At 71.9% G+C, this 19,800-nt stretch carries 20 protein-coding genes and 3 pseudogenes; 12 read left to right on the forward strand and 11 right to left on the reverse strand.

Annotation, left to right across the window (positions count from 1 at the left end; all coding sequences use genetic code 11):
* Positions 1-347, reverse strand: a 347-nt coding sequence (locus AB0I73_RS35795) for a cation transporting ATPase C-terminal domain-containing protein (RefSeq protein WP_363044565.1), incomplete at its 3' end; no start/stop codon positions are given.
* A 56-nt stretch (positions 348-403) separates the two neighbouring features.
* Here AB0I73_RS35795 and AB0I73_RS35800 point away from each other — a divergent pair.
* From AB0I73_RS35800 to AB0I73_RS35810, 3 genes and pseudogenes are all read left to right on the forward strand, one after another.
* Positions 404-558: pseudogene (locus AB0I73_RS35800) on the forward strand (IS6 family transposase); the annotation flags it as partial.
* Between the two features lie 480 nt (positions 559-1,038).
* Positions 1,039-1,803 (forward strand): HipA family kinase, encoded by a 765-nt coding sequence (locus AB0I73_RS35805; protein ID WP_363044567.1) that lies wholly within the window; start codon positions 1,039-1,041, stop codon positions 1,801-1,803.
* On the forward strand, positions 1,800-2,183 hold the full coding sequence (locus AB0I73_RS35810) for a DUF3037 domain-containing protein (RefSeq protein ID WP_363044569.1): 384 nt from the start codon (positions 1,800-1,802) through the stop codon (positions 2,181-2,183). The genes AB0I73_RS35805 and AB0I73_RS35810 overlap by 4 nt, the downstream gene beginning before the upstream one ends.
* A 38-nt stretch (positions 2,184-2,221) precedes the next feature.
* On the opposite strand, the gene AB0I73_RS35815 is transcribed toward AB0I73_RS35810, so the two are convergent.
* Positions 2,222-2,716, reverse strand: coding sequence for an excalibur calcium-binding protein (locus AB0I73_RS35815; protein ID WP_363044571.1), 495 nt, complete (start codon positions 2,714-2,716; stop codon positions 2,222-2,224).
* 504 nt (positions 2,717-3,220) lie between these two features.
* Here AB0I73_RS35815 and fabG point away from each other — a divergent pair.
* From fabG to AB0I73_RS35840, 5 genes are all read left to right on the forward strand, one after another.
* Complete coding sequence (fabG, locus tag AB0I73_RS35820; protein ID WP_109381079.1) at positions 3,221-3,985, forward strand: 3-oxoacyl-ACP reductase FabG; 765 nt, start codon at positions 3,221-3,223, stop codon at positions 3,983-3,985.
* 13 nt (positions 3,986-3,998) lie between these two features.
* Positions 3,999-4,757, forward strand: a complete 759-nt coding sequence (locus AB0I73_RS35825; RefSeq protein WP_363044573.1) for an SDR family oxidoreductase — start codon at positions 3,999-4,001, stop codon at positions 4,755-4,757.
* A 278-nt stretch (positions 4,758-5,035) separates the two neighbouring features.
* Complete coding sequence (locus tag AB0I73_RS35830; protein WP_363044575.1) at positions 5,036-6,628, forward strand: ABC transporter substrate-binding protein; 1,593 nt, start codon at positions 5,036-5,038, stop codon at positions 6,626-6,628.
* A 104-nt stretch (positions 6,629-6,732) separates the two neighbouring features.
* Positions 6,733-7,416 carry a uracil-DNA glycosylase gene (gene ung / locus AB0I73_RS35835; protein WP_363044577.1) on the forward strand — a complete coding sequence of 228 codons (684 nt, stop codon included), beginning with the start codon at positions 6,733-6,735 and terminating at the stop codon, positions 7,414-7,416.
* A gap of 108 nt (positions 7,417-7,524) precedes the next feature.
* Complete coding sequence (locus AB0I73_RS35840; protein WP_363044579.1) at positions 7,525-8,061, forward strand: hypothetical protein; 537 nt, start codon at positions 7,525-7,527, stop codon at positions 8,059-8,061.
* Positions 8,062-8,113: 52 nt separating this feature from the next.
* Here the strand turns inward: AB0I73_RS35840 and AB0I73_RS35845 are convergent, their stop codons facing one another.
* From AB0I73_RS35845 to AB0I73_RS35855, 3 genes are all read right to left on the reverse strand, one after another.
* On the reverse strand, positions 8,114-8,614 hold the full coding sequence (locus AB0I73_RS35845) for a hypothetical protein (protein ID WP_363044581.1): 501 nt from the start codon (positions 8,612-8,614) through the stop codon (positions 8,114-8,116).
* Between the two features lie 113 nt (positions 8,615-8,727).
* A complete protein-coding gene (locus AB0I73_RS35850; RefSeq protein WP_363044583.1) occupies positions 8,728-9,237 on the reverse strand; it encodes a DinB family protein in 510 nt (169 codons plus the stop codon).
* Between the two features lie 43 nt (positions 9,238-9,280).
* Complete coding sequence (locus AB0I73_RS35855; protein ID WP_363044585.1) at positions 9,281-9,871, reverse strand: TetR/AcrR family transcriptional regulator; 591 nt, start codon at positions 9,869-9,871, stop codon at positions 9,281-9,283.
* Between the two features lie 140 nt (positions 9,872-10,011).
* On the opposite strand from AB0I73_RS35855, the gene AB0I73_RS35860 reads away from it, so the two are divergent.
* Complete coding sequence (locus tag AB0I73_RS35860) at positions 10,012-11,295, forward strand: FAD-dependent monooxygenase (protein WP_363044600.1); 1,284 nt, start codon at positions 10,012-10,014, stop codon at positions 11,293-11,295.
* Positions 11,292-12,200 (forward strand): Gfo/Idh/MocA family oxidoreductase, encoded by a 909-nt coding sequence (locus AB0I73_RS35865; protein WP_363044587.1) that lies wholly within the window; start codon positions 11,292-11,294, stop codon positions 12,198-12,200. Before AB0I73_RS35860 ends, AB0I73_RS35865 begins: the two co-directional genes overlap by 4 nt.
* On the opposite strand, the gene lnt is transcribed toward AB0I73_RS35865, so the two are convergent.
* Entirely contained in the window at positions 12,121-13,698 is a 1,578-nt protein-coding gene (gene lnt / locus AB0I73_RS35870; protein ID WP_363044589.1) for an apolipoprotein N-acyltransferase, read from the reverse strand. The genes AB0I73_RS35865 and lnt overlap by 80 nt on opposite strands.
* 77 nt (positions 13,699-13,775) lie before the next feature.
* Positions 13,776-14,268, reverse strand: a pseudogene (locus AB0I73_RS35875) (nuclear transport factor 2 family protein); the annotation flags it as partial.
* 137 nt (positions 14,269-14,405) lie between these two features.
* Here AB0I73_RS35875 and AB0I73_RS35880 point away from each other — a divergent pair.
* The gene (locus tag AB0I73_RS35880; RefSeq protein WP_363044591.1) at positions 14,406-15,146 is read left to right on the forward strand and encodes an SDR family oxidoreductase; all 741 of its coding nucleotides are present in this window, start codon (positions 14,406-14,408) and stop codon (positions 15,144-15,146) included.
* A gap of 46 nt (positions 15,147-15,192) precedes the next feature.
* Here AB0I73_RS35880 and AB0I73_RS35885 read toward each other — a convergent pair whose 3' ends face one another.
* The 4 genes from AB0I73_RS35885 to AB0I73_RS35900 all read right to left on the reverse strand — a co-directional run bounded on the left by AB0I73_RS35885 (position 15,193) and on the right by AB0I73_RS35900 (position 19,041).
* On the reverse strand, positions 15,193-15,372 hold the full coding sequence (locus AB0I73_RS35885; RefSeq protein WP_363044593.1) for a hypothetical protein: 180 nt from the start codon (positions 15,370-15,372) through the stop codon (positions 15,193-15,195).
* An 89-nt stretch (positions 15,373-15,461) separates the two neighbouring features.
* Positions 15,462-16,337 (reverse strand): undecaprenyl-diphosphate phosphatase, encoded by an 876-nt coding sequence (locus AB0I73_RS35890; protein WP_109381067.1) that lies wholly within the window; start codon positions 16,335-16,337, stop codon positions 15,462-15,464.
* Positions 16,338-16,563: 226 nt separating this feature from the next.
* A complete protein-coding gene (locus AB0I73_RS35895) occupies positions 16,564-17,379 on the reverse strand; it encodes a VTT domain-containing protein (protein ID WP_363044596.1) in 816 nt (271 codons plus the stop codon).
* A 177-nt stretch (positions 17,380-17,556) separates the two neighbouring features.
* Positions 17,557-19,041, reverse strand: a complete 1,485-nt coding sequence (locus tag AB0I73_RS35900) for a recombinase family protein (protein ID WP_363044598.1) — start codon at positions 19,039-19,041, stop codon at positions 17,557-17,559.
* 100 nt (positions 19,042-19,141) lie between these two features.
* On the opposite strand from AB0I73_RS35900, the pseudogene AB0I73_RS35905 reads away from it, so the two are divergent.
* A pseudogene (locus AB0I73_RS35905) lies at positions 19,142-19,702 on the forward strand (EF-Tu/IF-2/RF-3 family GTPase); the annotation flags it as partial.
* Positions 19,703-19,800 lie beyond the last annotated feature (98 nt).

Raw genomic sequence — 19,800 nt, forward strand, 5'->3', positions numbered from 1 at the left:
CTGAGCCCCGGCACGCTCACCACCACGCCCAGCACCACCAGGGACCCCACCGCGGCCGCGGCCACCACCGGATCCCGGCCCGCGTCCTGGAGCGTTTGGAACAGCTGGGAGGTCACCAGGGCGACCAGGGCGACCGTGTCGGCGCGCCCCCGGGTGCCGGTGGCCCGGGCGACGATCCAGGCGGCCGCGGCCGCCGCCGTGGTGACGGCGGCACGCAGCCGGATGTGGCGGATCAGGGCCTTGCCGAGCGAGGCCTCCGGGCCCTCCGCGAGCAGCCGGTCGGGGTGGTCGGCGGGCGGCCGGGCGGCGATGGCCATGGCGGGCAGCATGTCCGTGGGTGCTGTCACGGTGGCTGACCGGGTGGGATGATCTTCGGGTTGATCATGGTGGAGGGGGACCGTCCGTGGACAGCGCGCCGCCGTCGAACCAGGGGGACCGGTACCCGGTCGAGATCATCTCCCACTGCGTGTGGCGGTACGTCCGCTTCCCGCTCACTTCCGCGAGGCCGAGGAGCTGATGCTCGAACGCGGCGTGATCGCCTCCCACGAGACGGTGCGCGGCGACGGGTCGATGCTGCGGGCGTTCATGGAAGTCGACCGGGCCACCATGGGCCCCGAACGCCGGGCCGCCAAACTCACCGCCCACACGCGCCTCCACCACCACGTGCTCGCACCCGTGCCCGGCAGACGGCACCGGCCGGCCGCCCAGGAACTGCCGGCTTTCAGCTCGGTGTGGGGCTGCAGCAGCTCCACACCGCCCGCAGAAACACCCCCCACCTGTCGCCGAGCTCATTTACCAATGGCCATGCTGGCACGAGGCGGGGCGAGGGGATTGACAGTTACTATGCTCACTTCATGCCGGAGGCCGGGAGCAAGGGGCGCACCGGGATCGACGGACTGCTCGGGGAGCAGGGGGATCGGTGCGCCGGCCGGAGCTCCCCGGATTCTCCCCAGGGCTGATCGTGGCCGACTCCCCGGAACACGGGGATCTTGGGTAGGTCATGGTTTGCAAGGTCAGGGGATCGCGTAGCCTGGCGAAATGCTGACCGAGGTCACCGCCACCCGCTACATCACGCCCCTGCGCGAGGGAGGCTCGCTGCCGGGACTGGTCGAGGCGGACGACCTCCGCACCTACGTCCTCAAATTCACCGGTGCGGGGCAGGGGCGCAAGACCCTGGTCGCAGAGGTCGTCTGCGGGGAACTCGCCCGACGGCTGGGGTTCCGGGTGCCGCGTCTGGTGACGGTCGAACTCGACCCGGTGCTGGGGCTGGGTGAGCCCGACGAACAGGTCCAGGAACTCCTCAAGTCCAGCGGGGGCACCAATCTGGGCATGGACTTCCTCTCCGGCGCGCTCGGCTTCGACCCGCTCGCCTTCGAGGTGAGCTCCGAAGAGGCCGGGCGGGTCGTCTGGTTCGACGCGCTGGTGAACAACGTCGACCGGTCCTGGCGCAACCCCAACCTGCTGAGCCGGCACGGCGAGCTCTGGCTGATCGACCACGGCGCCACCATGATCTGGCACCACAACTGGCCCGGTGTCGAAGCGTCCGCCGCCCGCCCCTACGACGCCTCCGACCACGCCCTGAAGACCTTCGCGCCGGATGTGGCCGCCGCGGCGGCGGACCTCGCGCCCCGCGTCACCGAGGACCTGCTCGGCGAGGTCACCGCACAGATTCCCGACGTATGGCTGGTGGACGAGCCGGGATTCGACAGCCCGGACGAGCTCCGGCGGGCCTACGCCCGACCCCTGCTCGCCCGCGCGGCCACCGTCCACCAGTGCGTCCACGGCCTCGGGGAGGACGAGTGAGCGACCGGCACGTCTTCGAATACGCGCTGCTGTGGGTCGTACCGCGCGTCGAGCGCGGCGAGCGCGTCAACGCGGGGGTACTCGTGTACTGCCGTCACGAGGCGTTCGTCGGGGCACGCACCCATCTCGACGAGTCCCGGCTGCTGGCCCTGGACCCGCACGTGGACCTGGCCGGTGTACGGGCCGCGCTGCGTGCCGTCGAGGGAGTGTGCGCCGGTGGGGAGGCGGCGGGCCAGGCCGCCGGGGACGACGCCGGGCGGCGCTTCCGCTGGCTGGTCGCGCCCCGCTCCACCGTCGTCCAGCCCGGGCCCGTGCACACCGGGCTCACCGCCGACCCGGCGGCCGAGGTGGAGCGGTTGCTCGACCTGCTCGTGCGCTGAACCGGCGACACCCTTGTGGGCGGGTGCCGGTCCGGGGGTCAGCGCCGACGGCGCCTCACCACGTAGCCGGCCGCGGCGGCGGCACCCGCCGCGAACGCCAGGCCGATTCCGATGTCCCAGTCGCTCGGCCCGGTGTCCGAGGCGCCGCCCAGCCCGCCCTCCACACCCCGCGTGGGCGCGATCGGGGCGGGAGCGGTGGGAGCCGGAGGCGTCACCGCGGGGGCCGTGGGCGTCACGGGGACGGTGGGGGCCGCGACGGGAGTCGCGGTGGTGGGCGCGGGCCGGGGCGAGCTGGTGGAGGAAGTGACGGGGTCGCCCCGGCGGGGAAGCGCCTCGCAGGCGATGTCGTCGTCCGGGCCCTGCTCCTCGTCGAGTCCGTTGGGATCGCTCCGGTCCAGGTTGAACAGGGCCTGCGCCTCCTCCTGGTGGGTGAAGTCCCGGCAGTTCAGATCCTGTGCGTGAGCGGTGTGGGCCGACGGCACGGTCGCGGCGAGCGCGATCAGTATGCCGAGAACACCGGTGCGACGGCACATGGAGCGCCTCCTTTCCGGCCGTGAGTGGTTGCTCCGGCCGTGAGTGGCTCGCGCTTCGACGCTAGGGCCTGTCCGGCGGATCAACCCGCAGACGCGGTGGGCCGGCACGTTCGTCCGCGGCGTTGTCGTCGCTCATCGACGCGCCGCGTCGACGCCCTCCTCCGCCGTGCGGCTGGACGCATCAGCCCCCGCTCACCTGCGTCGATGGGCGCCGCCGATTTCCTGCGACCTGATCCGCCGGACAGGTCGCAGGAGAGCACCCGCACCGGGACGCGCAGCCGTAGGCCGATCGGGTGGCACGGGCGGGGCCCCGGGGCGGGACGGCGCCGACCGGGGCACGGTTCGTTCGGGGGGCGGCGGCCGGGGAATGGATCACACAGCAGGATGTGCCGTTGACACCGGGTGCCAGGGCTTCTAGCGTCACGTCTGCTGAAGGTACTAAGCGGTCGCTCACTGACGGGGCGGACCGCAGGAGCCGCATCCCAAGGGCGAGGAGAAGCAGCAATGTCCACCATTGAGCAGCAGCGGGTCGCGGTCGTCACCGGTGCCGCGCGCGGTATCGGCGCCGCCACCGCCGTACGGCTGGCCGCCGAGGGCCACGCGGTCGCCGTGATCGACCTCGACGAGGGCGCGTGCAAGGACACCGTCGAGAAGATCACCGCCGCCGGTGGCAAGGCTCTCGCGGTCGGCTGCGACGTCTCGGACGAGGCGCAGGTCGAGGCCGCCGTCGCACGCATCGCCGGGGAACTCGGCGCGCCGACCATCCTGGTCAACAACGCGGGTGTGCTGCGCGACAACCTGCTGTTCAAGATGAGCGTCGCCGACTGGGACACCGTCATGAACGTGCACCTGCGGGGCGCTTTCCTGATGTCGAAGGCATGCCAGAAGCACATGGTGGACGCCGGCTTCGGCCGCATCGTCAACCTGTCCTCCTCCTCCGCCCTCGGCAACCGCGGCCAGGTCAACTACTCCGCCGCCAAGGCGGGTCTGCAGGGATTCACCAAGACCCTCGCCAAGGAGCTCGGCAAGTTCGGTGTCACGGCCAACGCCGTCGCCCCCGGCTTCATCGCCACCGAGATGACCAAGGCCACCGCCGAGCGCGTCGGCATGGGCTTCGACGACTTCAAGGCCGCCGCCGCCACCCAGATCCCGGTCGCCCGCGTCGGCGAGCCGGAGGACATCGCCAACGCCATCGCCTTCTTCACCGGCGAGGCCGCCGGATTCGTCTCGGGCCAGGTGCTGTACGTGGCCGGCGGACCGCTCGACTAGGGAATCACGGGACATGACTTCAGTGGAACTCTCGGGCAAGGTCGCCCTGGTCACCGGCGCCAGCCGCGGCATCGGCCACGGCGTCGCCGAGGCGCTGGTCGCACGCGGCGACCGCGTCTGCATCACCGGCCGCAACGAGGACACCCTCAAGGAGGCCGTCGAGCAGCTGGGCGCCGACCGGGTCATCGGTGTAGCCGGAAAGGCGCACGACGAGGCGCACCAGGCCATCGCCGTCGAGCGGACGATGGAGGCCTTCGGCCGGATCGACTACCTCGTCAACAACGCCGGCACCAACCCGGTGTTCGGGCCGATCGCCGACCTCGACCTGAACGTGGCGCGCAAGGTCTTCGAGACCAATGTGATCTCGGCGCTCGGCTTCGCCCAGCGCACCTGGCACGCCTGGCAGAAGGACCACGGCGGAGCGATCGTCAACATCGCCTCCGTCGCGGGCATCGCTCCCTCGCCCTTCATCGCCGCCTACGGCGTCAGCAAGGCGGCACTGATCAACCTGACCGCGCAGCTGGCCCACGAGTTCGCGCCCGGGGTGCGGGTCAACGCGATCGCCCCGGCCGTGGTGAAGACCAAGTTCGCCCAGGCACTGTACGAGGGCAGGGAGGAGGAGGCCGCCGCGGCCTACCCGCTGGGCCGGCTCGGCGTGCCCTCCGACATCGGCGGCGCCGCCGCGTTCCTCACCTCGGACCAGGCGGACTGGGTCACCGGCCAGACGCTGGTGGTCGACGGCGGCATCTTCCTGAACGCAGGCGTGGGCTGAGACCGCGTCGGCCGCGTCGCCGGCATGATCCGCCGGACGGCCCAGGGCTGAATCGACGAGGCCGAGCCATAAGGATCCCGGTACGGGCGTCCGTTGACGAAACGGCGCCCGTACCGGTGTTTTCGAAGACAAGTGGACCGCTGACAACGTAGTCAACGCAGAGTGACAACATCATCTACAACGAGTTGATCTCAACGAGCGTACGGGGGAGGGCCACAGAGCGGAATACCGCGGTATCGTCTGCCGACTCTTGGGACGGCAGATCGAGGAGTGTGCGCGTGTTCAAGCGGAATCGATGCCTGCGAGGGGTGGCGGTCATCGCGTCCATCGCGTCGATATCGTCCTTGGCCGGATGCGGTGTACTGGCGTCCGACACCCCGGACGACCAAGGGCCGATCGTCTTGGGGACCACCAGCTCGCCCAGAACGCTGGACCCGGCGGCCTCCTGGGACAACTCCTGGGAACTGTTCCGCAACGTCTACCAGACGCTGCTGAGCTACCCGGTCGGCGCCAGCACACCCCAGCCGGACGCAGCCGAGAGCTGCGAATTCTCCGACGATTCCCACCAGGTGTTCCGCTGTGAGCTGCGTGAGGGCCTGAAGTTCTCCGACGACAGCGCCCTCGACGCCAAGGCGGTCAAGCACTCCATCGACCGGATCCGCAAGATCAACGTCAACGGCGGCCCGGCCGGGCTGCTGGGCAGCCTCGAACGGGTGCAGGCACCGAGCGACCGTGAAGTGGTCTTCCACCTCAACAAGCCCGATGCGACGTTCCCGTTCGTGCTCGCCACGCCGGCCATGTCGATCGTCGCCCCGGACGCCTACCCGGCCGACGCCCTGCGCGAGCAGTCCGGCATCGTCGGCTCGGGGCCGTACACCCTCCAGTCGTACGACGAGGGCAAGGAGGCCCGACTCGTCCGCAACGACCGCTACGAGGGCTTCGCCGACCGCAAGAACAGTGCCGTGACGATCCGCTATTTCCAGGACTCCGTCACCATGGTCAAGTCGCTGCGCGAGGGACAGATCGACCTGACCTACCGCGGTCTCGCCGCGGACGACGTCGTCGAACTCCAGGGTCAGGCCTCCAAGAAGGAGGAGCTCCAGCTGGTGGAAGGCGCCGGGAACAGCATCAACTACCTGGTGTTCAACCCGAAGGACCCGTGGGCCGGCAAGAAACCGGTGCGCCGGGCGATCGCCCAGATCATCGACCGCGGGGCGATCGCGCACATGATCTACAAGGACACCGTCGACCCGCTGTACTCGATGGTCCCCAAGGGGCTCACCGGCCACACCACCGGCTTCTTCGACGACTACGGCGAGCCCAGTGTCGACAAGGCCCGGAAGATCCTCACCGAGGCGGGCATCAACGAGCCGGTGCCGCTGACCTTCTGGTACACCACGGACCGCTACGGCTCCGAGACCAGGCTGGAGTTCAAGGAGCTGGAGCGTCAGCTGGAGGCTTCCGGGCTGTTCGAGATCACCCTCAAGAGCCGTCCCTGGAAGACGTACGTCACGGGCTACCAGAAGGGGGAGTACCCGGTGTTCGGGCGCGGCTGGTCCCCCGACTTCCCGGACGCCGACAACTTCATCGCCCCCTTCGTCGGCAAGCAGAACGCGCTCGGCACGCCCTACGAGGCGAATGAGATCAGCAATGTGCTGCTGCCGCGGTCCCGCCGGGAGAGCGACCGGGGCAACGTCGTGAAGGACTTCGAGGCGGCCCAGCAGATCCTCCTGGACGACGCCCGGCTGCTGCCCCTGTGGCAGGGTCGGCAGTACGTGGCGGCGAGCCGTGACATCTCGGGCGCCGAGCGGGCGCTGGATCCGTCGACGATCATGATGGTGTGGCAGCTTTCCCGCAAGACCAGCTGGTAGGAACCGGCTGCGGGGCCGGGCCGGGGCCGGTGGGGAAGGCGGTTGTCAGTGGTCACCTGTAGGTTTCGAGGCCTGGAAGTGACCACGATCGTGAGGACGTTGACGTGACCGACATCGCCATGCTGCCCGAGTCCTGGCGCGGGGTTCTGGGTGACGAACTGCAGCAGCCCTACTTCGAGCAGCTGACCGAGTTCGTCGAGGAGGAGCGGGCGAAGGGTCCCGTCTACCCGCCCCGCGAGGAGGTCTTCGCGGCACTGGACGCGACGCCGTACGACAAGGTGAAGGTCCTGGTCCTCGGTCAGGACCCCTATCACGGCGAAGGCCAGGGACACGGTCTGTGCTTCTCGGTGCGGCCCGGGGTGCGGATCCCGCCGTCGCTGCGGAACATCTACAAGGAGATGCACGCCGAGTTGGGCACGCCCGTCCCGGACAACGGCTATCTGATGCCGTGGGCCGAGCAAGGTGTGCTGCTGCTCAACGCGGTGCTCACGGTGCGCGGCGGCGAAGCCAACTCGCACAAGGGGCGGGGCTGGGAGCGGTTCACCGACGCGGTCATCCGCGCGGTGGCCGACCGGCCCGATCCGGCGGTCTTCGTGCTGTGGGGCAACTACGCGCAGAAGAAGCTGCCGCTGATCGACGAGAGCCGGCATGCGGTGGTCAAGGGGGCGCACCCGTCGCCGCTGTCGGCGAAGAAGTTCTTCGGATCCCGTCCGTTCACGCAGATCAACGAGGCGGTGGCCGCGCAGGGCCACGAGCCGATCGACTGGACCATCCCGAACCTGGGCTGACGTCCTTCGGGGCGCGAGGTGTCACGGGGCGACCCGGAGCGGCTCGATCTGGATCGTCCCTGCCTGCCGTAGCGTCGGCAGGGACAGCCGGCGAGCGGTGCGGAGGGCATGGTGGCGAAACGGCAGGGGCAGGCGGCGCCGGACGCAGTGCTGACGCGGATCGGGCAGGGGGTGATGCTGCACCACGCGGGGGACCGTGTGGAGGCCCGGCACCGTTTCCTCGCTCTGTGGGCGGAGATCGGCGAGCACGGCGATCCCCTGCACCGCTGCACACTGGCCCACTACCTGGCGGACACCCAGGACGACCCCGGGGACGAACTGGCCTGGGACCTAAGGGCGTTGGCGGCAGCGGAAGAGGACGCCGACGCCCGCCCCGCCGGGTACGAGGGCGCCCCCGCCCTGCGGGCCCTCTACCCGTCCCTGCACCTGAACCTCGCCGCCGACTACGTCCGTCTCGCCCGCCCCGACGCTGCCCGCACCCACCTCAGCCGGGCCCGCGGAGCAGCCCGTACCCTCGCCGCCGACCGCTACGGCGACAAGGTCCGGGCCGCCATCCGGAGCATGGAACTCCTCCTGGGCGAGGTGGGTGCGGCGGGCGAGGAGGGGGAGACCGGGGGGTGGGGGCCGCCGAGGGGGCGTCCCTAGGGTGCTCCGAGGTCCGGGGTTCCGTCGGCCGTACACGGTGCCGACGGGCCGGTCAACGCCCGTAGGCCTCCTCGCAGATGGCCGACTGCGGGCTGTCCGCCTGCCACTGGCCGTACTTCCTGCCCAGCGCACAGATGTCCGCCCGCTCCCGCAGGTCGCGGCGCACCTTCTCCGAGGCCTCGGAGGCATCCGGGGCGGGCCTTCTGGGCGGTGCGGTCCTTCCGTCGGCCGGGCGGGCGGGGGCGACCCGTCGGTCGCGGACATCGGACGGCGCGGTCCGCTCCGGTACGGGCACGGGTGCGGCGGGGGTGGCGCGCTGCGAGGGGGGCGCGGGCGGATCCGTCGGCCGGGACGGAGCGATCATTTCCAGGGCCTCGCGCGCCGGCGCCTGAACGACCTGTGTCCGTGCCCTGCCGTCCAGGTGCGGCGCCGCCGGGTGGGACACGCCTGCCGGCGGGCCGGCCACAGGGGGACGCTGGACCGTCACGCAGCCCGCGAGAGCCGTGACCGCCACGGTCACCAGAAGCGTTGCAGTGGTCGTCTTTCGATGCACTCGCGTCACTCTGCTGGCTTTGACCGTCCGGGGGACGGTGGACTGGCGGAGGATCCCCCGCACGGGTGATCTCCGCCCCCTTTCGGGGGGTCACGGGTGTGCCGGGGATGACGTCAGTCGCCGGTGGTGCCGTCGAGACGCTCGCGGATCAGATCGGCGTGGCCGTTGTGACGGGCGTACTCCTCGATCATGTGGATGTGGATCCAGCGCAGGTTGAACTGCTTGCCGCTGCGGTGCCTGCCCTTGGCCAGGTCGTCCAGTGAGACGCCGGCCGAGTTGCGCCGGGCGATGTCGATCTCGGTCTGCCAGGTGGCGTGAGCCTCCTGCCAGGTGTCCGCCTCGGTGGGGTGGAAATCGCCGTCCGGGTCGGCCTCGCTGCAGTAGATCGGGCCGGGATCGTCCGCCGCGAGCACCTTGCGGTACCAGTGGCGCTCCACCTCCGCCATGTGCCGTACCAGCCCCATCAGGGACAGGTCGGACGGCGGCACCGAGGCGGTGCGCAGTTGCTCGTCGGTCAGGCCCTCGCACTTGTGGGCGAGGGTCTGGCGGTGGTACTCGAGCCAGTCCTCCAGCATGGGGCGTTCGTCGGCGGTGGTGGCGGGTTCACGGCGCTCGGTTGTCATGGGCGCATCCTTTCCTGCGGGCGACGCCCCGCGCCACACGTTTTCAGGCGGCGAGCATCCCGTGCAGCAGTTCCCGCAGGTCCGCCCGGACCTCGTCCAGGGTCGGCACGCGCGCGCTGAAGGACCCGGCCACGCAGGAGAACATCAGTCCGTCGGCCCAGGCGATCAGCGACAGCGCGTGCCGGTCCGGGGAGGTGGAGCCGAGCCCGACGACCAGGCCGGTGAGCTGGTCGCGGAACCGGGCGCCGGCCGCGTCGAAGTGGGCTCGCAGCTCGGGGCGGCGGGTCGCTTCCAGGGCCAGTTCGTAGCGGGCGAGGGTCAGTTCGCGATGACGCGTCAGGGCGCGGTGGGTGGCCAGCGCCATCGCGTCCAGCAACGAGTCGGTCCCGGCCCGCGGGTCCGGCATCTCGTGCAGTGCGAGGACGCGTGCCTCCCGCTCGGCGAGCCGTCGTACCGCCAGCTCCAGCAGCGCCTGCCGGGTGCGCGCCACGTTCGAGGTGGAGCCCTGGGGGAGTCCGGCCGCCCGGTCGACCGCACGGTGGGTGAGGCCGCGCATCCCGCGCTCGGCGAGCAGGGCGAGAGCGGCGTCGGCGACGAGGTCGGCGCGGGGGGCGCCTGCGGTGCGTACGGACATGAGGGTCAAGCTACCCTCGGCACTACAGCCGTAGTACAGTCGGCCCCGGGATGACTACAGCTGTAGTCATCGGGGTCTTGAAGCCGACAGGCCGACAGCCCGAGGAGCAGCGGAACCGAGGAGGAGCCGTGGCACAGGTGATGGGGAAAGCCGTAGTGATCGGCGGTGGGATCGGCGGCCTGACCGCGGCGGCCGCCCTGCACCGGCGCGGGGTGAAGGTGACCGTGCTGGAACGGGCCGGCTCACTCGAGCCGGTCGGCGCGGCCATCTCCCTCGCCCCCAACGCGCTGCGCGGGCTGGACGTCATCGGACTCGGCGACGGCGTCCGGGCGCTGTCCGCCTGGCAGGGCGACGGGGGCCTGCGCGCACCCGGCGGGCGCTGGCTCTCCCGGACCGGCGCGGCGGCCGCCACCGAGCGCTTCGGCGGGCCCCTCGTCCTGCTCCACCGCGCCACCCTCATCGACCGGCTGGCCGGGCTGCTCCCACCGGACACCGTCCGCACGGCCACCGCCGCGCACCTCCTCGATCCGGGCGACCCCGGCGACCCCGCCCGGCCCGCCCGCGTGAGCACCCCCGACGGCGAGCTGGAGGCCGACCTGGTGGTGGCCGCCGACGGCGTCCACTCCGCCGTACGCCGCCTGCTCTTCCCGGACCATCCCGGGGCCGTGTACGCCGGCTTCACCACCTGGCGGACGGTGATCCCGCTGCCCGGCGTGCGGTTCGCCTCCCACGAGACCTGGGGCCGGGGCCGCCTGTGGGGCACCCATCCGCTCAAGGACGGCCTCGTCTACGCGTACGCCGCGGCCCTGGCCCCCGCCGGGCAGCACGCCCCCGACGACGAGCGCGCCGAACTGCTGCGCCGCTACGGCGACTGGCACGCCCCGATCCCCGCCGTACTGGCCGCCGTCCGCCCCGAGGACGTGCTGCGGCACGACGTCCACCACATCACCGAGCCGCTGCCCGCCTACCACCACGGCCGGGTCGCCCTGGTCGGCGACGCCGCGCACGCCATGCCCCCCACCCTCGGCCAGGGCGGCAACCAGGCCGTCGAGGACGCGGTCACCCTCGCTCACCACTCCGGTGACCTGCCCGCCTACACCGCCGCCCGGCTGCCCCGTACCACCGCCATCGCCCGCCGGGCGGTGCGGGCGGCCCGCCTGAGCATGATGACCAACCGCGCCGGGATCGCCGTACGCGACACCGCGATCGCCGCGCTGTCGAAGGCCGGACCGGCGCTGCTCCTGCGGAGCTTCGACGACATCGCCGCCTGGCGGCCCCCGGCGGCGGACGCCGTATCCTTTCCGGCATCCTTTTCGACACACGAGGACGTGGCCCGCGCCGCGGACGACAACCGGGACCGGGACCGAGACCGGACCGCGGACCGGACCCGCGACGGACACCCGCTGGAGGAGAACACCCCGTGAAGGTCGGCTGCATCGGACTCGGCGACATCGCGCAGAAGGCGTACCTCCCGGTGCTCGCCACCCGGCCCGGCGTGGAGCTGCACCTGCAGACCCGTACGCCCGCGACACTCACCCGGGTCGCCGACGACCTCCACCTGCCGCGCGGACAGCGGCACGCCGACCTCGACGCCCTGCTCGCCCAGGATCTCGACGCCGCCTTCGTGCACGCCCCCACCCAGGTCCACCCGGAGATCGTGACCCGGCTGCTCGAGGCGGGCGTACCGACCTACGTCGACAAGCCACTCGCCTACGAACTCGCCGACTCCGCGCGGCTCGTGTCCCTCGCCGAGGAGCGGAACACCAGCCTCGCCGTCGGCTTCAACCGGCGCTTCGCCCCGGGCTACGCGCAGTGCGCCGACCACCCGCGTGAGCTGATCCTGCTGCAGAAGAACCGGATCGGGTTGCCGGAGGAGCCGCGCACGATGATCCTCGACGACTTCATCCACGTCGTCGACACCCTGCGCTTCCTTGTTCCCGGGCCGATCGACGACGTGACCGTGCGGGCCCGCACCGGGGGCGGACTGCTGCACCACGTGGTGCTCCAGCTCGCCGGGGACGGATTCACCGCGCTCGGCGTGATGAACAGGCTCAGCGGTTCGGCCGAGGAGATCCTCGAGGTCTCCGGCCAGGACAGCAAACGGCAGGTGGTCAACCTGGCCGAGGTCATCGACCACAAGGGCCAGCCCACCGTCCGGCGGCGCGGGGACTGGGTGCCGGTGGCCCGGCAGCGCGGCATCGAACAGGCGGTGCTCGCCTTCCTCGACGCGGTGGGCGAGGGCAGGACGCTCAGCGCCCGGGACGCGCTGGCGACCCATGAGCTGTGCGAGCGTGTGGTGCGTGCGGTGCGGGAGCGGGCCGCCGCCTGAGCCGCAGGGTCCGTATGCCCTCGGCCGCTCCCCAGACGCCCAGCACCAGCAGCGCCGCCTGCGGCGGCCAGTCGCCGAAGCGGACGTAGGGCGTGGTGCCGCGGGCGAGCGGGACGTCGTACACCTGCGCCGCGCTCGCGTCCGTGCCGAGCCACGGGCCCACGCGCGCGCCGTCCGGGCCGTGGATTGCGGACACACCGGTCAGCGTCGCGTGCACCATCGGGCGGCCGGTCTCGGCGGCGCGCAGCGCGGCGAGCGAGGCGTGCTGCCCGGGTGCCCAGCTCTGCTGGAACGTCGACGTCGACGACTGGGCGAGCAGCACATCGGCGCCGTCCCCGGCCAGGTGCCGGCTCATGTCCGGGAACGCGGACTCGAAGCAGACCATGGGGCCGATCCGCAGCCCGCTCCCCGCGTCCATCAGCACCTGCTCCGAACCGCGCCTGCGGTCCTCGCCCGCCGCCTCGCCGACGGAGGTGGCCCAGCCCAGCAGGGAACGGGCCGGGACGTACTCCCCGAACGGAACCAGCCGCATCTTGTCGTACCGGTCACCGGTGAGTCCGTCCGGGCCGACCAGCACCGAACTCTTGTAGATGCCGGGCTGGTCGGAGCGGCGCGCGTCCACGTTGACCAGGAGCTCGGCGCCCGTCGCACGCGACAGCGCGGCAAGACGTCGCGTCAGGTCGGGCCGGGCACCGAGGTCGAAACCGACGCTGCTCTCACCCCAGACGACCAGGTCGACGTCCCGGCCGGCGAGCTCCCGGGTGAGCCGCTCCTCGCGGTCGAAGCGACGGTCCGCGCTGTCCGGCCCGGAGACGACCCCCGGCTGGACGACCGCGATCCTGGCCCGGCCGTCGGCGTCCGGGAGGGGCATCCCCGCCCACGCGGCGGAGGTGACCACGCCCGTGACGACCAGAGCGGCCACGGCAGGCACCCGGGCCCGCCGCACCACGAGGAGCACGGCCACGGCCACGTTCAGCACCACCAGCAGAAAACTGAGCAGCCAGGTCCCGCCGACCGACGCCAGTCGCAGCGCCGCGCCCACCTGCCACTGACTCGCACCGAGCACGCCCCAGGGGCCGCCCAGCGCCTCCCAGGAACGCACCAGCTCGACGGCCAGCCAGCCCGAGGGCAGCACGACCAGCGCGGCCCCGGCCCTCCCCCGCGACGGCACCCCGCCCAGCAGCCGTCGCACCAGCCACCCCCAGGGCGCCCACAGCGCGCCCAGCAGGGCCGCGAGGACGAACGTGAACACATGCAGGTTCGGCAGCAGCCAGTGGTGCATCGCGAACATGAAACCGAACCCGCCCCACCAGCCGTCGTACGCGGCGCGGCGGCCCGTGGGCGCGGAACGCGCCAGCAGAATCCAGGGCACCAGCGCGACGTGGGCGAACCACCACAGGGACGGGGCGGGGAAGGCGAGGACGGGCAGGGCTCCCGCGCCCGCGGCGACGACCGAGCGCCGCCACGGGGAGACGAGCCAGTGGCCGGACGACTTCAACGGCGCCTCCCTGTCCCGGGTGTGCCTCCAGTGTGCGTCCCGGGCAAGATCCGGGACAGGGCGCGTCGGGCTCGGTGGACCACAGGTGCCGTCGGCCGGCCGGGTGGGCGCCGCCATTTCTCCCGCACGACCACTTCGTGCAACCGCCGGCCGTCGTCCGTGCGCAGCATCGTGAACGCGTACCGCCCCCCCCCGCACACGAAGTCCGGCGCGGCCGGCCCGCCGTCGGCCCCCGCCGTGCCCCTCGGACTGACGCAGTCGGCCTGCACCCGAGCCGTGTCGCCGGTGTCCCGCTCCCATACCCCGAAACGCACCCGCCGGTTCACGATCAGGTACTGCCGCACCGGCAAACGCCCGCGGGCTCTCCGCGAGCCACGCCGCCACCTTCCCGGCGTCGCCCTCGATGCCGCCGGCCGAGCGGTAGCCGGCCCGCCCGTCCGCGGTGAACAGCCCTCGGTACGCCTCCGGGTCCTGGTCGTCGGCCGCCACCGCGGACTCGGTGACCACCCCCGCCGACGGCCGGTCGGCCAGCCGGTCCCTCACGGTCGCAAGCTCCGCACGCTGTGTCATCGGCTGTTTCCAACGGCTCGGCCAAGGCGGGCCCGGAACCAAGGGGTGGGCGCGGACATTCGTATCCCCACGAGGAGGTTCCCGCGGGTCTGGGAACCTGGGGATCTTCGGTTCGGGCTCCAGACCAGGAGGACTTCATGAAACGTCTCGTCACCGTGGTCACCGGTGGTAGCCGGGGGATCGGGGCCGCGACCTGTCTGCGGCTCGCGGGGGAGGGGCACGACGTGGTGGTGGGTTACGTGCGGGACGCCTCGGCCGCGGAGAGCGTGGCCGCCGGGGTGCGGGCGGCCGGGGCACGGGCCGTCACCGTGCGGGGGGACACCGCCGACGAGGGGGACGTCGACCGCCTCTTCGACGTGGCGGAGCGGGAACTGGGGCCGGTCACGGGGCTGGTGAACAACGCCGCGGTGACCGGGCCGCTGGGGCGGTTCACCGAGGTCGACACCGCGACCGTGCGCCGGGTCGTCGACGTCAACCTCATGGGGACACTGCTGTGTTCGCGTCGCGCCGCACAGCTGATGACACCCCGGGGCGAGGGGGTGATCGTGAACATCTCGTCGGGGGCCGCCACTCTCGGCAGTCCCGGCGAGTACGTCCACTACGCGGCGACCAAGGCCGCCGTCGACGCCCTCACGGTCGGGCTGGCGAAGGAACTCGGTCCGGTCGGCATCCGTGTCAACGCGGTCGCCCCGGGCGTGATCGACACGGACATGCACGCCGCCATGGGCGCCCCGGACCGGGCGTGGGAGGTCGCCGCCGCGGTCCCGCTGCGCCGCCCGGGGCGGGCCGAGGAGATCGCCGCGGCGGTCGCCTGGCTGATGTCGCCGGATGCCTCATACACGACGGGGGCGGTGCTGCGGGTGGCGGGCGGGCGCTGAAGCGCGCGTTCCGGTGCGCGGGTGGTGGTGGGGCGGCGGCGAGGGCTCAGGCCGCCTTGACGACGTGGCCCCGGATCGCCGCCGCCCACTCGACCACCAGGAGCTCGTACTCCGCGCGCTCCTGCGCCGACAGGGATCCGCCCGCGCGCAGCCACAGTGCTCGGATGTGCTCGTTGACCTCAGCGGCAGACCGCACGGAACCAAGGGGCGGGGAATCGGGGGACATGCCGACCAGCCTAGGGCCACGCACTGACAGCGCGCTACCGGACGGCTACCCGTCCCGTATGGGTTCGGTCACGTCCCCCGTGAGGGCGCTCAGCCCGACGACTCCGCCGCGTGCGGGCTCAGGACTCCCGTGGTCACCAGGACGATGATGACGACGCCGAGCGCGATGCGGTACCAGACGAACGGCATGAAGCTCTTGGTGGAGATGAACTTCATGAACCACGCGATCACCGCGTACCCGACCGCGAAGGCGACGACCGTCGCGAAGATCGTGGGGCCCCAGGTGACGTGACCGCCGTCGGTGGCGTCCTTCAGTTCGTAGAGTCCGGAGGCGAGCACCGCGGGAATCGCGAGCAGGAAGGAGTAGCGGGCCGCGGCCTCACGCCGGTACCCCATGAACAGGCCGCCGCTGATGGTGGCGCCGGATCGGGAGACACCCGGGATGAGCGCCAGGGCCTGGCAGAACCCGTAGATCAGGCCGTCCTTGACGGTCAGGTCCTTGAGTTCCTTGCCCTGCTTGGGAGTGCGGTGCCGGCCGCCGCTCTCGTCCCGCGCCGCCAGCCGGTCGGCGACACCGAGGACGATGCCCATGACGATCAGCATGGTCGCGGTGAGCCGCAGGTCACGGAACGGACCTTCGATCTGGTCCTTCAGCGTCAGACCGAGAACACCGATCGGGAGCGAGCCGACGATGACCAGCCAGCCCATCCGCGCGTCGTGGTCCCGACGCATCTCCTTGTCGGTGAGCGAGCGGGTCCAGGCCGACAGGATCCGCCCGATGTCCTTGCGGAAGTAGATGAGCACGGCTGCTTCCGTACCGATCTGGGTGATCGCGGTGAAGGCCGCGCCCGGGTCCTCCCAACCGGAGAAGGCCGCGGTCAGCCGCAGATGCGCGCTGGAGGAGATGGGAAGGAACTCGGTCAGCCCCTGGACGAGTCCGAGGATGAGAGATTCGAACCAAGACATGAGGCAGCGGTGTCCAAGTGCCGATCGTGGGAAAAACGGAAAAAGGTGACAGGCGCGCCGAAGCACGGTGTGCGGTGATCAGGCGTGCCGGGGTCGAAGCGTAGCGCCCCAAGATGACGAACCCGACGCCAGGTGTCGCACGGGCCTTCGGTCCCTGAAGCCGACGCGATGGTGCCGAAACGGCCGTGACGTGGCGGCGGCGGATCCTCCCGGGGCGCCGGAGGCGTCAACGGCCGCGCAGTCGGCGCCGCTTGCGCCACGCGATCACCGCGCCCAGCAGGCCCGGCACGGTGATGCAGGCCAGCGCGATCAGGAAGGCGGGGGACGTCGGTGCCGAGGCGCGGGCGCCGGCGACGGCGTAGGCGGCGGTGTTCGGGATAGAGCCGAGTCCCGTCGCCAGCAGGAACGGCAGCAGGCCCATCCGGGAGACGGCGGCGCAGTAGTTCGAGGCGGCGAACGGCAGCCCCGGGAAGAGCCGAGCCGCCAGCATCGAGCGGAAGCCGTGCCGGCTCAGCTGGTCGTCGGCCGCCTTCAGCCAGCGCCCCCGCAGGAGCGGGCGCAGTGCGTCCTGGCCGAGTGCACGGCCGAGGCAGAAGGCCAGCCCGGCGCCGAGCACCGTGCCGGACAGGGCGGCACCGAGCCCCAGCTGGCTGCCGAACAGCGCGCCCGCGGCGAGGTTCAGCAGCGGTCGCGGCACGAACGCCACCGTGCACACCCCGTAGGCCACCGCGTACGCCACGACCGCCGCGGCTCCGCCGAGCTGCGGCGGCCAGCCGTCGGTCAGCAGCTTCTGCGGCTCCAGGAGCAGCATCGCCGAGGCCGCGGAGGCGAGCAGCACGACCAGCAGGGACAGCCGCGACCAGGGCGACAGCAGGGCTCTGGCGCAGCGGGCGGTGAGACCCGTGGCGGGCACGGGCGGGAGCACGGACGCCGACGCGGGGGCGGCCGTGGGGACGGAGACGGCGGCAGCGGTGAGTTCCGTGGCGATGGCCCGGGGAGAGACCGTCGCGGTGCCCCCAGAGCGGTCGGTGGCATCGAGCATTCGGTGACATTAACCGACGAATATGTCCGGTCGCCGTAGTGTGCGTCTCATGGGCGTCTCATGGGCGTCACAGCGGCCGGAACGCCGGGGTGCCGGGCAGCGGGCCCGCCGACTGAACCGCCGGGGTCCGTTGCCCGGAGGGGTGCCCGTGCTGCTGTCGGTCGGCGAGCAGTGCGTTTATGCCGGAGTGGCCCAATCGATCGTCACCCGTGCGTCGCCGTCGAAAGGAGCCCCGCGCCGGACAGCCGTGCGTTGGCGCACTGTGATCTTCTCGATGGCCACCCGTAGCAGGTCCCGGCGCAACGGCATATCCGCCGCCGCCCACGCTTCCACCAGCACCATCACGTCGTCGAACGCCGACACGTCCAGGACACCCTGAGTGAAACTTGCGGCGTGGGCCTGGGCCGCTCGCAAGGTCTCTTCGGCTTCAGCGACGAGACGCGGGAAGTGCTTCCCCATCGCGCCTGCGTACAGCCCCGCCGCCCGGTCGTTGGCCAGCTGCTCGATGGCCGCTTCAGCGGCTTTCACGGCGGCTTCCGCCTCGTGTGCCTCCTCGGTCTCTTCGGGTTGGGTGAGCGCCGCCCACCGTTCCGCGACCGCGAGCATCAACGGGTCGCGCATGTCACCCGTCGACATCGCCTCGTGCCAACGCTGGACGATGTAGTCCTCAATCTTGTCCATCATCGCCGACGCAGGTGCCGGGCACGGTTTCCCGGACGAGTGCGCACCGCACACGTACGACCGTCCCGACCTGGGCATCTTCGCCCCGCATCCGGCGCAGCGGAGCAAGTCCGTCAGCAGGTTGCTCGCTCGTCCGACGCGGGTCCCCAACGCTCCTCGCTGGTGCCCGGCTTGAACGCGCCGGGCTAGTTCGGCGAGGTCGACGGGGACCGGTTCGACGCCGTCCGCGAACACGCGCACACGGGCGCCGGACGCGTCCCGGTAAGCCACCGGCCACGTGTGCTGGCGTGACTTGGCGACGACTTGCCAGCCTTCGTACGCGGGGTTGGCGATGATGCGTCGGACCGACGACGCGCCCCAACCAGTTCCGCGAGCGGACGGGACGCCGTCGGCGTTGAGGCGTGCGGCCACAGCTCGCGCGGAGTACCCGGCGGCTACCTCCTCGAAGATGCGCACCACGACCGGCCAGTGTTCCCCGTGGTGCAGCTTCCCGGCCGTGTCCTTCGTGAGACCGTACGGCGTGGCGGCCAACCATTCCCCGCGCTTGCGCTGCCCTTGCTTCGTGTCCTTCACGCGGTGCGACATGAGGTCCGAAGCGGACTTGGCTCGCTCGGCGTCAATAATGATCCGCGCACGGTCACGTGGGTCTGCCGAGTCAAGACGTTCGTAGTCGAAGACCAACCGGGTACCCGCGTCGAGGAGGCCGATAACGGCCCCGGCGCCGCGTCGGCTGAAGCGGTCGACGGCGTAGCACCAGAGGGCGGGAATCTCGCCCCGCTTCAGGGCGGCCAGCGCCTTGTCGAAGTCCGGCCGCCTGGTGTCGGTCCACGCCGACAGGTTGTCCTTCCAGACGTGCCGGACCATGTAGTCATGGCGCGCCGCCCATGCCCGGCCCCGGTCCTCCTGGGTCTTGAACGTGAGCGCTTCCGTGCCCTCGCGAACGATCTTGCTCTTGCGTAGGTACAGGTCGATCTCTTGCACCGTCGTCCCCTCCCGTCGGCGGGGACGTCCCCGCGTCATCATTATGACCGGGTGCGCATTCCACATGGGTCAAGAACATGGTCGATGGCGCCACGCAACGCGGTACGTGGACGCGCCGTTCCTGCTGCCGGTGGAGAACGTGCTCACCATCACCGGTCGGGGGACCGTGGTCGCCGGCGCGGTGGAGCGCGGCACGGTCCGCCCCGGCGACCGCGTCGAGGTGCTCGGCGCCGGGCTGGAGTCGGTGGTCACCGGCCTGGAGACCTTCGGCAAGCCGATGGAGGAGGCACAGGCCGGGGACAACGTGGCGCTGCTGCTGCGCGGGGTGCCGCGGGACGCGGTGCGACGCGGGCACGTGGTGGCCGCCCCGGGCAGCGTGGTGCCCAGCGGGAGCTTCACGGCGCGGGTGTACGTGCTGTCGGCCCGGGAGGGCGGCCGTACGACACCGGTGGCGACCGGGTACCGGCCGCAGTTCTACATCCGCACCGCGGACGTCGTCGGCGACTTCGACCTCGGCGAGGTGGCGGTCGCCCGGCCCGGCGACACGGTGACGATGACCGTGCGGCTGGGGCGCGAGGTGCCGCTGGAGCCGGGGCTCGGCTTCGCGATCCGCGAGGGCGGTCGCACGGTCGGCGCCGGGACGGTGACGACCGTCGGCTGAACGGCGGGCGGCGACGGCCGTCCGAGAGGCGGTGCCGGGTGCCCGCCCCGCCCCCGCGCCCCGGGGGGGGGGGGCCCCCCCCCCGGGGGACACGCCCG

It is taken from the genome of Streptomyces sp. NPDC050388, assembly GCF_040655635.1.
In the GTDB taxonomy this organism is placed as follows: Bacteria; Actinomycetota; Actinomycetes; order Streptomycetales; family Streptomycetaceae; genus Streptomyces.